Raw genomic sequence first — 13,848 nt, 5'->3', positions numbered from 1 at the left:
ACGATGCGTAGCTTCAAAGGGACGATGAATCGGGTCGAGTTGATCGGACGATTGGGGGCCGATCCTGAACTAAAACATGTAGGAAATGGTGTAACGGTCTGTCGGTTTAATCTGGCGACCAACCGTCCGGGTGGCAACGATGAGCAGGGACATCGGACCAGTGAAACTGAGTGGACGACGGTGGAGGCATGGGAGCGTTTGGCAGAAGTGTGCGGTAATTATCTGCAAAAGGGGCGGCGGGTGATGGTGATGGGCAGTTTGCGCACCGACAAATGGCAAGATAGTGAGAGTGGGCAAACGCGATGGCGGACGTATGTACGGGCCGATGAGGTGATTTTCCTTGACGGTGGAGCTGGCCGGCAAGAAGAGGGAGATGAGGAGTAGGGGAGCGTACAGAGGTTAACGCAGTTAACGCAAAGGCGCAAAGGGCGCAGAGGCGCGGAGAGGTTAACGCAGTTAACGCAAAGAACGTTAACGCAAAGGCGCAAAGGGCGCAGAGGCGCGGAGAGGTTAACGCAGTTAACGCAAAGGACGTTAACGCAAAGGCGCAAAGGGCGCAGAGAGTAGATGAGGTAGTTACTCCGTATTCTTCGCGCCTGTGCGTGACGGTGTGGGTGACGACGGCAGCTGGGTTGCCACGCCGACCATCTTCGCGCCCGTGCGTGACGGTGTGGGTGACGACGGCAGCTGGGTTGCCACCCCGACCATCTCCGCGCCTGTGCGTGACGGTGTGGGTGACGACGGCAGCTGGGTTGCCACCCCGACCATCTCCGCGCCTGTGCATTACGGTGTGGGTGACGACGGCAGCTGGGTTGCCACCCCGACCATCTCCGCGCCTGTGCATTGCGGTGTGAGTTACTCTTCAGCGAAGAGAGGAGTAGAGAGATAGCGTTCACCGTTGGAGGGCACGATAAAAACGATCAATTTGCCGGCGTTTTCAGGACGACGAGCAACGCGGAGGGCGGCGGTAGCGGCAGCACCACTTGAGATGCCGACCATCAATCCCTCTTCACGGGCGAGGCGGCGAGCCATCGCAAAGGCATCTTCGTTGCTGACTTGCTGGATCTCATCAAGAATGGAGGTATTCAACACATCGGGAATAAAGCCGGCGCCGATGCCCTGAATCTTGTGGGGGCCGGGCTTACCGCCTGATAACACCGGTGAAGCTTCCGGTTCGACGGCAACAATACGCAGGCTAGGCCGGCGCGGTTTGAGTACTTCACCAATGCCGGTGAGGGTACCGCCGGTACCGACACCACCGACGACAATATCAACCTGACCATCAGTATCGCGCCAAATCTCTTCAGCGGTAGTAGCGCGGTGAATAGCCGGGTTAGCAGGGTTCTTAAACTGCTGAGGCATAAAACTATTCGGAATCTCGGCCAGTAGCTCTTCGGCACGGGCAATGGCGCCGCGCATTCCTTCACTACCCGGTGTCAGTACCAATTCAGCACCGAAACCGCGCAGAAGTTTACGCCGCTCGATGCTCATTGTTTCAGGCATTGTCAGGATGAGACGATACCCGCGGGCGGCGGCTACTAGCGCCAAGCCGATACCGGTATTGCCACTGGTTGGCTCGATAATCACCGTCTCACCGGGACGGATCAGACCTTCACGCTCGGCGGCGTCGATCATCGCCAAACCTATCCGATCTTTCACCGAACCGGCTGGATTGAAAAATTCGAGTTTGGCAACAACAGTAGCATGGGTGTCGTTAACGCGGTTGAGACGGACGAGCGGTGTATTACCGATCAGTTCGGTGATCGAATTGTAGATGCGGGCCACGGTAGGCTCCTTTGTACTAAGCAGATCCTTATTTATCGTATTGTAATTGGATCGGTGTGAAATGTCAATTTGTTGCTTGACAAAGTTAAGATTAACTATAGCTGTGACCGACGAAAATCATGCTATACTGAACTGACGCGAAGGAACGCAAGTAACGGAGGGCAAAGTATGCGCGGTCGCGCAATACGTCCGGTTGATCGAGCCGGTGGTGGCGAAGAAGCAGTTCGGCTGACACGGTGTGCCGGAACGTGGTTAGCCGATCCACCCGATGACGCCGAGCAAGCGCGGATTGCGGCTGCGGTGCGGGCTGTGAGTGAGCAGCGCACCTTAGCACTCGAATTGCATCGTGATCAAGCAGCACTCGATGCATATTGTATCGAATTGTTTCGCGACCCAATGTTTGATCCATTGCATATTGGCCCAGAGGTGATCCGGCGGATCATTGACAAGCTCGGTGAACCACCGGTGGACGATGAGGCGAACACGACTGCTTTTTCAGAGTATTTGCAACGTGCAGTGCTGTTGTTTGCGCTGCCCAACCCACGCCGATTGCTAGCGGCGCAACTGCGTCGTTACCTACCACGTTTTACCGAGGTCGGCGATTGGAAGGCAGCGGTGGCAATTGATTACAGCGCGTTCCGCACCTCGCTCGGCAACGAAGTGACGCCGTTTTTGGTCCAGATGACGCTGGCCGGGTTGGCTGATTACTACGATGAATTACCGGAGGCGTAGGCGGCTGGTTGGTAACGGCTAACGCATATATTTTCTTGGCACAACAACGCCGAAAACCCTGGGCGAACGGGCAAGACGGACCAGTACCTCGTACCACGTTGTGTGGCGGCTGTGGAAGAGTGCCAACAGCGGCGAGACCGCTGCTCGCTGGGCCTGCCCGATATGACCAAATGCCACGCACACCGGCTGCGGCGGAGACCGCTGCTCGCTGGGCCTGTCCGATATGACCAAACGCCACGCACACCGGCTGCGGCGGAGACCGCTGCTCGCAGCCGCTATCCGACCGGGCTGAACGCTGTTGAGCCAGTAGCATTGAGGTGGAACGTTGGTTTCCTTCCTTGAAGACCCTGCCCCGCGAATAGTGCTGGTGCCGGAGCGATACCGCTCTCGGTGTGCGAATGGATACATGATTGCGACGTGAATGCGACGAAGAATCCAGAGCATCGCACTCCTATATGAGAAGCATGCGAATGATGTTTACGGAGATCGGTTCTGCGGCGGAACGGTGATTACCGGTCTCCGCGTATTCGGCTGTTGAAGCAGGTATCAAAACGATTTGGGTATAGTTTGCGCAACAGTTGCAACAATCGCAAAGTATGGTATAATGCACGAGCGTCAGGCCCCCATCGTCTAGTGGCCTAGGACATCACCCTTTCAAGGTGGAGATCGCGGGTTCGAATCCCGCTGGGGGCACCAGCACAAGCGCGCCACCACGTGGTGGCGCGCTTCGTATTTCTCCGATTAGCTTGGCTGACGTTCGGTCGATGCCCACGCTGGCGGGCGTTTTTCGACGAACGCAGTTACCCCTTCTTGCGCGCACGGTTCCATCATATTGCAGGCCATTGTTTGCCCGGCCAGTTGGTACGCCTCAGCCATTGGCAGCTCAATTTGGCGATAGAAGAGCGATTTGCCAATCGCAATCGACTCGGCGGGTTTGGTCAAGATAGCACTGACTAGTTGCTCGATCGCGGCGTCGAGTTGGTCGGGTGGTGCAACCCGGTTGACCAAGCCGAGGCGGTGAGCGGCTTCGGCATCGATAAACTCGCCGGTAACCAGCATCTCGAAGGCTGCTTTGCGACCGATATTGCGCGATAGCGCCACCGATGGCGTCGAGCAGAACAGACCAACATTAATTCCCGATACCGCAAACTTAGCCTCACTCGAAGCGACAGCGAGATCGCACATCGCCACCAACTGGCAGCCAGCGGCAGTCGCAATTCCGTGGACGCGGGCGATAACCGGTTGCGGCATGCGCTGAATCGTCAGCATCATGTGAGAGCAGCGGGCGAAGAGGTCTTCGTAATAGTGCTGGTCGGGATGGGCCAGCATCTGTTTCAGATCGTGTCCGGCGCAAAACGCTTTACCGGCGCCGGCCAGTACGACAACGCGGATCTGCGGATTGGCGGCAATCGCGTCGAGTTGGGCTTGCAGCGCAGCTAACATCTCTTCGGATAAGGCGTTGAATTGGCGTGGTCGGTTGAGTGTGATCCGAGCAACGCCACGACCATCGGTTTCGCACAAGACATAAGGTTCGACCGCTATTTCACCGGCCCGCATAGCAACCTCCTCATTTAGTGATCGGCAATGTGGGATCGTCACGAGTATTGTACACGATAAGGGCAAATGGATCGACGGGTGTGAGGTTGGCTACTCCTCTCACAACCAATCTTTTCCAAAATCCCAACTCACGTTCGGTTATACCGAATTTGGTTATCGACAATGGTGGCATCCCTCTCTATAATCGGAATTACCGCGGCGAGGAAACTAAATAATATCAAAACGCGGCAATGGCGCTAGGGATTCGTGTACAAGGAGGTGATGTGATGACGGTATCCGAAGTAACGACGGAGACCACCATAGCCAGTGTGCGTCCAATGAACGGGCGGGAGTATCTCGAAAGCCTGCGCGATGATCGGGTCGTCTATTTTCAAGGGGAACGGGTCAAGGATATCACGACTCACCCAGCCTTCCGCAATTCGGCGCGCATGGTAGCACGATGGTACGACCGGCTCCATGAACTGCATCAGGAGGATGTAACACGCGGTGGTCCCGATCAGTGGAAGTGGACAATGCCGACCGATACCGGCAGTGGTGGCTGGACCCATCCCTTCTTTGTCGGGTCGCGGACGGTCGAGGATCTGGTACGGGCACGGGATACTATTGCCGAGTTGCAGCGCGCGGTCTACGGCTGGATGGGGCGTGCGCCTGACTACAAAGCAGCATTTACCGGCACACTAGGAGCGAATGCCGAGTTCTACGCACCCTATCAAGAGAATGCGCGGCGCTGGTATCGGAAGACGCAGGAGGAGTTGATTTACTGGAATCATGCGATTGTGAATCCGCCCATCGACCGCAATCGACCACCGGACGAAGTTGCCGACGTGTACATGCATGTCGAACGGGAGACGGATGCCGGGCTGATCGTATCGGGGGCGAAGGTAGTAGCGACCGGTAGTGCCTTAACCCATGTGAACTTTATCGCTCACTATGGTCCACTGCCGATCAAAGAGAAGCGATTTGCACTTATTTTTGCGGTACCGATGAACGCGCCCGGCGTCAAGTTGATTGCACGCACCTCGTATGAATACAACGCGGCAATCGTCGGTAGCCCTTTCGATTACCCGTTATCGAGCCGGCTGGATGAGAACGACTCGATTTTGGTCTTCGACCGCGTCCTGATCCCGTGGGAAAACATCTTTGTGTACGGTGACGTTGAGAGGGTCAACACCTTCTTCCCGCTCTCCGGCTTCGGCCATCGCTTCCCGTTGCATGGTGGTGCGCGCTTTGCCGTTAAGCTCGATTTCATTACCGGGCTTATGCTCAAAGCGGTTGAGTCTACCGGTGTCGCTGAATTTCGCGGTGTGCAGGCACGGCTTGGCGAGATTGTCACCTATCGCAACCTTTTCTGGCAATTGACCGAGGCAATGGTGCGTAATCCGATGCCGTGGGTAGATGGGTACCTCTTACCCAACCTCGAAGCCGCCTTCGCCTACCGAGTATTTGCCCCGGATGCCTACGTCAAGATCAAAGACCTGATCGAGAAAGACGTCGCGAGCGCGCTGATCTATCTGCCATCACATGCAGCCGATCTGAAGAACCCTGAAGTGCGCGCCTACCTCGACCGTTTCGTGCGCGGTTCAAACGGTTATAGCGCATTCGACCGAATCAAGCTCATGAAACTGCTCTGGGATGCCATCGGTACCGAGTTTGGTGGTCGGCATGAATTGTACGAGCGCAACTATGCCGGCAACCATGAAAACATTCGCATCGAGACGTTAGGTGCGGCGATGGCGATGGGGGTGACGGCAAACCTGAAGGCATTTGCCGAACGTTGCATGGCTGAATACGACCTCGACGGCTGGACGGTGGACGATCTGATCAATCCAACCGATGTCAATGTGGTGATGAAGTAATAGGTGACCCAAAGGAGGGCTTCCATGAGCGAACCGATCTTTGATACTCATCAATTGGCGCACGTTGAGATTCTCACGCCCAAACCCGATCAGACACTATGGTTCTTCCGCGATCTGCTGGGCATGGAGTTGACGAAGCAGGAGGGGCAATCGGTCTACATGCGTGCTTACGAGGACTGGTACCATCATACCCTCAAAATTACCGAAGCCAAAGAGCCGGGCTTGGGTCACGTAGCGTGGCGCACCAGCTCACCACAGGCGCTAGAACGTCGGGTCAAGGCGATTGAGGCATCGGGTTTTGGCAAGGGCTGGATCGACGGCGATCTCGGGCACGGGGCGGCCTATCAGTTTACTACGCCTGATGGACACCCCATGGAGATTCTGTGGGAGGTTGAATACTTCCAACCGACTGAAGATCAGAAGACTCCACTCCTCAACCGGCCACAAAAGCGACCGTTGCGCGGGGTTCCGGTACGTCGTCTCGACCACGTGAACCTGCTAGCGTCGGATGTAACGGTCAACAAAAACTTTTTAATGGAGCAGTTAGGCTTCCGATTACGCGAGCATATCGTGCTCAACAATGGGACTGAAGCCGGTTGCTGGCTGAGTGTCTCGCCGCTGGTACATGAAGTGGCGCTGATGCGTGACGGGAAAGGTGCACGTGGCCGCTTGCACCATGTCTGCTACTGGTACGGCTATCCGCAGAACCTCAACGATCTGGCCGACGTCTTCCGCGAGCAGGGCATCTTTATTGAAGCCGGTCCCGGCAAGCATGGCATTAGCCAAGCGATGTTTATGTACGTCTATGAGCCGGGAGGCAATCGCGTCGAATTGTTCGGTGATCCGGGCTACCTGATCTTCGATCCGGCTTGGAAACCGATTGTCTGGACGGAAGAAACTCTGGCAGCAGGGATCGTTTGGTTTGGGGGCAATTTGCCCGGTGAATTCTTCCTCTACGGCACACCGATAGTACACGAGCAGGAGCCGGTCGAAGCAACAGCGTAAGGTAGAGGAGCGTGCCCTCTTCCGGTCGGATTCGGCCGAGAAGAGGGCGAACGCGGTATTATCCCGGTGAAAGGAACGAGCTATGTTGCAGACCCTGCAAAAAGCAGCACGAGCACTCACGCTTTTTACGCCGCAGCACCCAGAGTGGAGCGTTGGTGAGATGGCAAAAGCATTGGAGTTGCCAAAATCGAGCGTCTCGGAGCTGCTCAGTAGTTTGGCCGAGCAGGGTTTGCTCCGTCGGATTGGTGTAGGGCGTTATCGGTTAGGCTGGCGGCTACTCGAACTTGGTCAAACCTTACTCAAGACAACCGAGTTCCGCGATGAAGCACGAGCCGTTATGCAGGAGATGGTTGCAGTATGGGGCGAAACCATGCATTTGGCCGTGTTAGAAGCCGGAACAGTCGTCTATCTGGAGAAGTTGCGCGGCCAGCAAGGGTTGCAGGTGGAATTATCGGGGATTGGTGTGCGCCTACCGGCGCACTGTTCAGGGGTAGGGAAAGTCTTGCTCGCTCACCAGCCGTGGGATGCGGTATTGCGTGTGGTCGGCAATGATCAACTGTATCCCTTTACGCCCAACACCATCACCTCACTCGACGCACTGGCCGAAGAGCTGGCACAGGTGCGGCAATGCGGCTACGCCTACGATCTCGAAGAGGTCTCAATCGGCCTCTGTTGCGTAGCAGCACCGATCCGTGACTATGAGGGACAGGTTATTGCCGCCATTAGCTTTTCGGCGCCGACCCATCGCTTTCGCCTCCACCGCGATCAGTACACGCGAGCAATTATCGAAGGCGCACAGCGCATTTCAGAGCGGCTAGGCTATTATGGAGGAACATCTGCATGCAAGCCGACAAAGTCAAAGTCGCCATCCTCGGTTCCGGTAATATAGGTACCGATCTGATGTACAAACTGTTGCGACAGCCGGGACCGATGGAGCTGGCGCTGGTAGCCGGGATCGATCCTGCGTCGGAGGGGTTAGCACGAGCCCGGCAGTTGGGCATTCCGACCAGTGCCGGCGGTATTGAGGCGATTCTGGCCGATCCCGAGATTCGGATCGTATTTGACGCGACCAGTGCAAAGGCGCATGTGCGTCATGCGAGACTGTTACGGGAACACGGGCGTATCGCGATTGATCTGACTCCGGCGGCGCGCGGGCCGTATGTCGTGCCACCGGTGAATCTTGGGATGCATCTTGATGCGCCGAATGTCAACTTGATAACCTGTGGCGGTCAAGCAACCATCCCGCTGGTCTATGCGGTCAGCCGGGTGACGCCGGTGCGTTATGCGGAGATGGTGAGCACCGTGTCGAGCCGTTCGGCAGGACCGGGAACGCGCCAAAATATCGATGAGTTTACCTTTACCACGGCACGTGGCTTGGAGGTCATTGGTGGGGCACACCAAGCGAAAGCGATCATCATCCTGAATCCGGCTAACCCACCGATTCTGATGCGGAATACCATTTATGTATTACCGGAAGGGGAGTTTGACGAAACGGCCGTACAAGAATCAGTAGCGCAGATGGTCGCCGATGTCCAGCAGTACGTTCCCGGGTACCGGCTGAAGAATCGACCGGTAATAGAGCGACGGGCAACCCCATGGGGTGAGCGACCGGTGTTGATTATGCTGCTCGAAGTTGAGGGAGCAGGTGACTTCTTACCACGCTACGCCGGGAATCTCGACATCATGACATCAGCGGCGCGGCGAGTAGGGGAAGTATTTGCACTGCACATACTGAAGGAGGTGGTAGCATGAAGGCGCCGCGCTTGACCGATACAACCTTACGCGACGGTTCGCACCCGATGCGCCACCAGTTTACCCGCGAACAAGTAGCCAAGATTGTGCAGGCGCTCGACCGGGCCGGCGTACCGGTGATCGAGGTCAGTCATGGTGATGGGTTGGCCGGATCGTCACTGCAATATGGCTTTTCTCATACATCGGAATTTGATCTGATCGAAACTGCGCGTAGTCATGCCGAACGGGCCAAGATTGCCGCATTGATGCTGCCGGGGATTGGCACACGCCAAGAATTGAAAGAAGCGGTAGCGCGTGGTATTCAGGTGGTACGTATAGCTACTCAGTGTACAGAAGCGGATATTTCAGAACAGCATTTTGGTTTGGCGAAAGCGTTGGGTCTAGAAACGGTCGGCTTTCTCATGATGGCGCATATGCGTCCACCAGCAGCGTTAGTCGAGCAGGCGAAACTAATGGAATCGTATGGAGCCGACTGCGTCTACATCGTAGACTCGGCGGGAGCGATGTTACCGCACGACGCTGCGGCACGAGTTCGGGCGTTGAAAGAAGCGTTGTCGGTACAAGTTGGCTTTCATGCCCACAATAATCTCGGGTTAGGCATCGGGAATACCCTCGCAGCACTCGAAGCCGGCGCCGATCAGATTGATGGCTGTTTGCGCGGATTAGGAGCTGGTGCCGGTAATGCTGCAACCGAGCTGCTGGCAGCCGTGCTCGACCGGCTAGGACTAAATCCGGGGCTTGATGTCTTTGGGCTGATGGATGCTGCCGAATATATTGTAGCTCCGATCATGCCCTTTCAGCCCTTTCCTGATCGTGATGCGATCACCATCGGATATGCCGGAGTCTACTCAACCTTCCTCCTACACGCGAAGCGTGCAGGCGAGCAGTACGGTATCGATCCGCGGGAGATACTCGTCGAACTTGGCCGGCGGCAAGCAGTAGCCGGCCAAGAAGACTGGATTATCGACGTAGCGCTCGATCTGAGTCGCCGGCGGAGAGCAGGGACACGTAAGGAGGCGCGCGGATGAGTAATCAATCAGCGACAGTAGCGGTAAACATCATTGACCAGCGCCTGTTTCGCACTACAATGGGCTGCTTTGCCACCGGTGTGACCGTTATCACCACTACCCACGATGGTCATGTGCATGGAATGACTGCGAACGCCTTCCTATCGGTCTCGCTCGATCCGCCGCTGGTGTTGGTCTCCATCGGACGATCGGCGAAAATGCACAGCCTCCTTGCGCCGGGAGGTCGGTATGGGGTGAGCAAACTGAGTGAAGAGCAAGAGCATCTTAGCCGCCATTTTAGTGGAAAACCGATTACCGACCTTCAGCCACAATTCGTTTGGCACAACGAGACGCCGCTGATCGCTGACGCACTGGCCCACGTTGTTGCCCGCGTCGTTGATGCCCACCCGGCAGGCGATCACACCCTCTTCATAGGGCTGGTGGAGCATCTCGCGTATCGCGATGGGCGACCGTTGTTGTATTACCGTGGTCGGTATGGCCGGATGGCGGCACTCTAACCTTTATTTAGTGATTCTAAATATTTTACAATGTCGTCGTGACAGCTTACCGAACACCTTTTCGATAAGGATTACCGTCATGATGTTATTGCGGATTACCATGCTGGAAGGACGCAGCCCCGAACAGAAAGCGGCGCTGGCCCATGAACTATCGATAGCAGCCGCAGAAGTGTTTCACGTACCACTCGCTGAAGTACGGCTTGTCATCCACGAGGTACCACCCGCGCACTGGACTGTCGGTGGTCAGTCGATGGCCGAGTTGCGCCGCAATAAGGCAGCCGGGAGCGGACAGTAGCTGAGTCGCCTGAACAATATCGCAAGCGATAGGGAGAATGGCATGGAACTCGCGAGCACCGAACTCGCGTTAGCCAACGCAATTGCCGATGCACGATCGGCGCGGCGGTCGATTGCGAGCCGCAACCGTGATTGGGGTGTTGATCTCGCAGGGGCATACCGGATTCAGCGAACCCGCCTACCCGATCCAACGTGCATCGGTTACAAACTTGGCCTGATTAGTCCGGCAAAGCAACGCCAAATGGGGATCGATCGACCGATCTACGGTCGGATCGGACGGTCGATGATTCGGGAGCGTGTGGTGCCGTTAAACGAATACATTCAGCCGCGGCTCGAACCGGAATTGGCGGTGGTGTTAGATAGAGCGTTACCGGCGACGGCCGAGCCGGGAATGGCGGCACGTGCGATTGGCGGTATCTTTCTCGGTGTCGACATCCTCGATAGTGTATGGTCAGACTATCGATTTAGTGCTGTGGAGGTTATCGCCGATAATGCGTCGGGCGGTGGTTTTCTGCTCGGTGAACGGTTGCACGAACAGATGCCGGACGGCGAACTGCGACTATACCTCAACGGCGAACTGCGCACTGCCGGGCCGGTAGCGGCGTTGGGCAACCTCAATCAACAGCTCTGCTGGTTAGCGCAGGCAGTGGGCGGTTTGGCAGCCGGGCAGATCATCTTTCTCGGCTCACCGGCGCCGGCCATCCCGGCAATGCCCGGTGTGCTTGAAGTAACGATCGGTGAAGACATCTTACAGGCACAGTTGGTAGGAGAAGCCTGATGGATTACCCATTTTTTCAGGTGCAACACTACATCGACGGCCAGTTTGTTGATGGTGGACCGCGATTTGAGATTGTTTACCCAGCGACCAACCACGTCATTGGTTCGGCGCCGGAAGCCGGGATGGCTGAAGTTGATGCAGCGGTGCAGGCCGCGGCACGCGCCTTTCGGCAGTGGAGTCGTACCTCGGTCGCCGAGCGTCGGCTCATGTTAAAGCGGTTTGCGCAACTTATCCGCGAGCATGAAGCTGAACTAGCTGCGATTGAAACGTGGGATGTCGGGCGACCGATCAATGAAAATCGGGCCGGCTACATTCCACGGATTGCAGCGAACATCGAATTTTTCGCTGATTTTGCGGCGACGCATGGGAGCGAAGCCTATCCGATGGATAACGGCTATATCAACTACGTGCTACGTCAACCGGTCGGTGTGGCAGCGCTCATTGCACCGTGGAACATTCCGCTCTTGCAGGCCACGTGGAAGATGGGGCCGGCGCTCGCGTTCGGCAATACGGTAGTTCTGAAACCGGCCGAGTTAACCCCGATTGGAACATGGCGGTTGGCTCAACTAGCGCACGAAGCCGGTCTGCCACCGGGTGTGGTCAACGTGATCCACGGTTTTGGCCCCAACTCAGCCGGTGAATTCTTGACCAAACACCCTGATGTGAAGTTAATCTCGTTCACTGGTGAGACAACCACCGGCAAGATCATCATGACTGCTGCGGCTGCCACCCTCAAACGAGTCTCCTTTGAATTAGGTGGTAAAGGCGCAAACATCATCTTTGCCGACGCCGATCTCGAACGGGCGGTAGCGATCAGCTTACGTTCGTCCTTCTTCAATCAAGGTGAATTTTGTCTGGCCGGGCCACGGATCCTCGTTCAGCGACCAATCTACGAAACTTTTCTCGAACGGTTTCAAGCGGCGACGAAGCGGCTCAACGTTGGTGACCCGTTCAATCCGGCAACGCAGGTCGGCGCACTGATCGCCCGTGAGCATCTCGACCGTGTCAGCGGATACATCGAGGTGGCCCGCACAAGTGCAGCACGGATCGTCCTTGGCGGGGGTCGTCCGGAACTACCAGCACCGTTCGATCAAGGAAATTTTCTCCAGCCAACGATAATCGTCGATGTCAAGCCACAGGATCGGGTGTGTCAAGAAGAGATCTTTGGGCCGGTGGTAACGGTGGCACCGTTTGATGAGGAAGAAGAGGCCATTGCGATTGCCAACGGCGTGAGCTACGGCCTATCGGCAGTAGTTCAGACCCGCGATGTAGGACGGGCGGTGCGGCTTGGTGCTGCCCTGGAGGCCGGTACGATCTGGGTCAACGACTTCTTTGTGCGTGATCTGCGTGTACCGTTTGGCGGTATGAAAAACAGCGGCATCGGGCGAGAAGGCGGCCACTACAGCCTAGAGTTCTACACGGAGGCCAAGACGATATGCCTGAGCAATCAGTAGCGAGCAGCAGCGTCACGGAAGCAACAATTGCAACGTTAGCGCAGCGTCTCGACCGAGCGTGGGAAGAGCGTTTCACCATTGCCCCGCTGACCGAGAGCGAGGGAATAGAAGATGCTGCAACCGCGTATCGCATTCAAACGCACTGGACAACGTTGCGGTTGGCGCGGGGAGAGCGGATCATCGGGCGTAAAATTGGCCTCACCAGCAAAGCGGTGCAAGAGCAGATGGGGGTCAACGAACCGGATTACGGCACACTCTGGGCATCGCGCTACTTCCCGGCGGTCAACGGGCGCGCCGAGGCACCGGCAGCGATCTTTCTCCAACCGAGGGTTGAGGGGGAACTTGCGTTTCTTATCGGTGAAACACTCGATTGGCCCGAGATTACGCCACAACAGGTGATGGCGGCGACGGCAGCGCTGGCTGCTGCGATTGAGATTGTCGATAGCCGGATCGACCGTTGGCGGATCAAACTTGCCGACACCATCGCCGACAATGCCTCGTATGGCGGGATCACCCTTGGCCCGTGGAGCAAAGCCTTACGAGGGAGCGATCTGCGAACCATCGGTATGGTGATGAGTCACAACGGCAAACCGACAGTGTTCGGTGCCGGTGCAGCGGCACTCGGTCATCCGGCGGTGGCGGTTGCATGGCTGGCCAACAAACTGCGCAGCTTTGGCATCCCGTTACAAGCCGGTGATATTGTCATTTCAGGCGCGCTAGCGGCAACCATTCCGGCGCAGCAAGGTGATATTTTCGTATTGGAGATGCATGGTCAGCCGCCACTCAGCTTGCGGTTTACATAGGATCATGAGGTTAACGTATGCCAATGCTCGAAGTGTTTTACAGTGGCGATCATCCACCGACGCGCGAACAGAAGCGGGCTTTTGCTGCTGCGGCCAGTACGATTTTCCAGCGGGTGATCGGGACCTCGCCGGGGCGGTTACAACTGATGATACGGGTTCTCGAACGTGAAGATACGTTAGCTATCCTCGACGACAGAGAAGAGGAGGAGGAATAGGGACGACCGCGGGGGTTGCCCCAACGGGCGGATACGGTAGATACGGTAGGGGCACCCCCCGTCGGTGCCCTAACGGGGTTGCCCCAACGATC

General features: G+C 56.7%; 15 protein-coding genes and 1 tRNA gene. 14 read left to right on the top strand and 2 right to left on the bottom strand.

Annotated elements, in window-relative coordinates:
- Positions 1-3 precede the first annotated feature (3 nt).
- Complete coding sequence (locus AC01ZF_RS02215; RefSeq protein ID WP_424675323.1) at positions 4-384, top strand: single-stranded DNA-binding protein; 381 nt, start codon at positions 4-6, stop codon at positions 382-384.
- A gap of 471 nt (positions 385-855) precedes the next feature.
- Here the strand turns inward: AC01ZF_RS02215 and cysK are convergent, their stop codons facing one another.
- Entirely contained in the window at positions 856-1,785 is a 930-nt protein-coding gene (gene cysK / locus AC01ZF_RS02210; protein WP_424675322.1) for a cysteine synthase A, read from the bottom strand.
- 168 nt (positions 1,786-1,953) lie between these two features.
- Between cysK and AC01ZF_RS02205 the strand changes: the two genes are divergently transcribed.
- Positions 1,954-2,517 carry a hypothetical protein gene (locus AC01ZF_RS02205; RefSeq protein WP_424675321.1) on the top strand — a complete coding sequence of 188 codons (564 nt, stop codon included), beginning with the start codon at positions 1,954-1,956 and terminating at the stop codon, positions 2,515-2,517.
- A gap of 619 nt (positions 2,518-3,136) precedes the next feature.
- A tRNA-Glu gene (locus AC01ZF_RS02200) sits at positions 3,137-3,213 on the top strand.
- 45 nt (positions 3,214-3,258) lie between these two features.
- On the opposite strand, the gene AC01ZF_RS02195 is transcribed toward AC01ZF_RS02200, so the two are convergent.
- Positions 3,259-4,074, bottom strand: coding sequence for an enoyl-CoA hydratase (locus tag AC01ZF_RS02195; RefSeq protein WP_424675320.1), 816 nt, complete (start codon positions 4,072-4,074; stop codon positions 3,259-3,261).
- A 266-nt stretch (positions 4,075-4,340) separates the two neighbouring features.
- Here AC01ZF_RS02195 and AC01ZF_RS02190 point away from each other — a divergent pair, with 266 nt between their 5' ends.
- The 11 genes from AC01ZF_RS02190 (at position 4,341) to AC01ZF_RS02140 (ending at position 13,756) form a co-directional block, all read left to right on the top strand.
- The gene (locus tag AC01ZF_RS02190; RefSeq protein ID WP_424675339.1) at positions 4,341-5,930 is read left to right on the top strand and encodes a 4-hydroxyphenylacetate 3-hydroxylase N-terminal domain-containing protein; all 1,590 of its coding nucleotides are present in this window, start codon (positions 4,341-4,343) and stop codon (positions 5,928-5,930) included.
- Between the two features lie 24 nt (positions 5,931-5,954).
- A complete protein-coding gene (locus AC01ZF_RS02185) occupies positions 5,955-6,935 on the top strand; it encodes a catechol 2,3-dioxygenase (RefSeq protein WP_428113195.1) in 981 nt (326 codons plus the stop codon).
- Positions 6,936-7,017: 82 nt separating this feature from the next.
- Positions 7,018-7,824, top strand: a complete 807-nt coding sequence (locus AC01ZF_RS02180) for an IclR family transcriptional regulator (protein WP_428131098.1) — start codon at positions 7,018-7,020, stop codon at positions 7,822-7,824.
- Positions 7,776-8,687 carry an acetaldehyde dehydrogenase (acetylating) gene (locus AC01ZF_RS02175; protein WP_424675318.1) on the top strand — a complete coding sequence of 304 codons (912 nt, stop codon included), beginning with the start codon at positions 7,776-7,778 and terminating at the stop codon, positions 8,685-8,687. The genes AC01ZF_RS02180 and AC01ZF_RS02175 overlap by 49 nt, the downstream gene beginning before the upstream one ends.
- The gene (gene dmpG / locus AC01ZF_RS02170; protein WP_424675317.1) at positions 8,684-9,715 is read left to right on the top strand and encodes a 4-hydroxy-2-oxovalerate aldolase; all 1,032 of its coding nucleotides are present in this window, start codon (positions 8,684-8,686) and stop codon (positions 9,713-9,715) included. The genes AC01ZF_RS02175 and dmpG overlap by 4 nt, the downstream gene beginning before the upstream one ends.
- A complete protein-coding gene (locus tag AC01ZF_RS02165) occupies positions 9,712-10,212 on the top strand; it encodes a flavin reductase family protein (RefSeq protein WP_428113191.1) in 501 nt (166 codons plus the stop codon). Before dmpG ends, AC01ZF_RS02165 begins: the two co-directional genes overlap by 4 nt.
- A gap of 79 nt (positions 10,213-10,291) precedes the next feature.
- Complete coding sequence (locus AC01ZF_RS02160) at positions 10,292-10,507, top strand: tautomerase family protein (protein WP_424675315.1); 216 nt, start codon at positions 10,292-10,294, stop codon at positions 10,505-10,507.
- 42 nt (positions 10,508-10,549) lie between these two features.
- Positions 10,550-11,284 carry a 2-keto-4-pentenoate hydratase gene (locus AC01ZF_RS02155; protein ID WP_476575075.1) on the top strand — a complete coding sequence of 245 codons (735 nt, stop codon included), beginning with the start codon at positions 10,550-10,552 and terminating at the stop codon, positions 11,282-11,284.
- Positions 11,284-12,738, top strand: coding sequence for an aldehyde dehydrogenase (locus AC01ZF_RS02150; RefSeq protein ID WP_424675313.1), 1,455 nt, complete (start codon positions 11,284-11,286; stop codon positions 12,736-12,738). The genes AC01ZF_RS02155 and AC01ZF_RS02150 overlap by 1 nt, the downstream gene beginning before the upstream one ends.
- Positions 12,720-13,541 (top strand): 2-keto-4-pentenoate hydratase, encoded by an 822-nt coding sequence (locus AC01ZF_RS02145; RefSeq protein WP_424675312.1) that lies wholly within the window; start codon positions 12,720-12,722, stop codon positions 13,539-13,541. Before AC01ZF_RS02150 ends, AC01ZF_RS02145 begins: the two co-directional genes overlap by 19 nt.
- 17 nt (positions 13,542-13,558) lie before the next feature.
- Positions 13,559-13,756 carry a tautomerase family protein gene (locus AC01ZF_RS02140; protein ID WP_424675311.1) on the top strand — a complete coding sequence of 66 codons (198 nt, stop codon included), beginning with the start codon at positions 13,559-13,561 and terminating at the stop codon, positions 13,754-13,756.
- The last annotated feature ends 92 nt before the right edge of the window (positions 13,757-13,848 follow it).

This window comes from Chloroflexus sp. (assembly GCF_056331925.1).
This window is presented reverse-complemented; position numbering and strand designations above follow the sequence as displayed.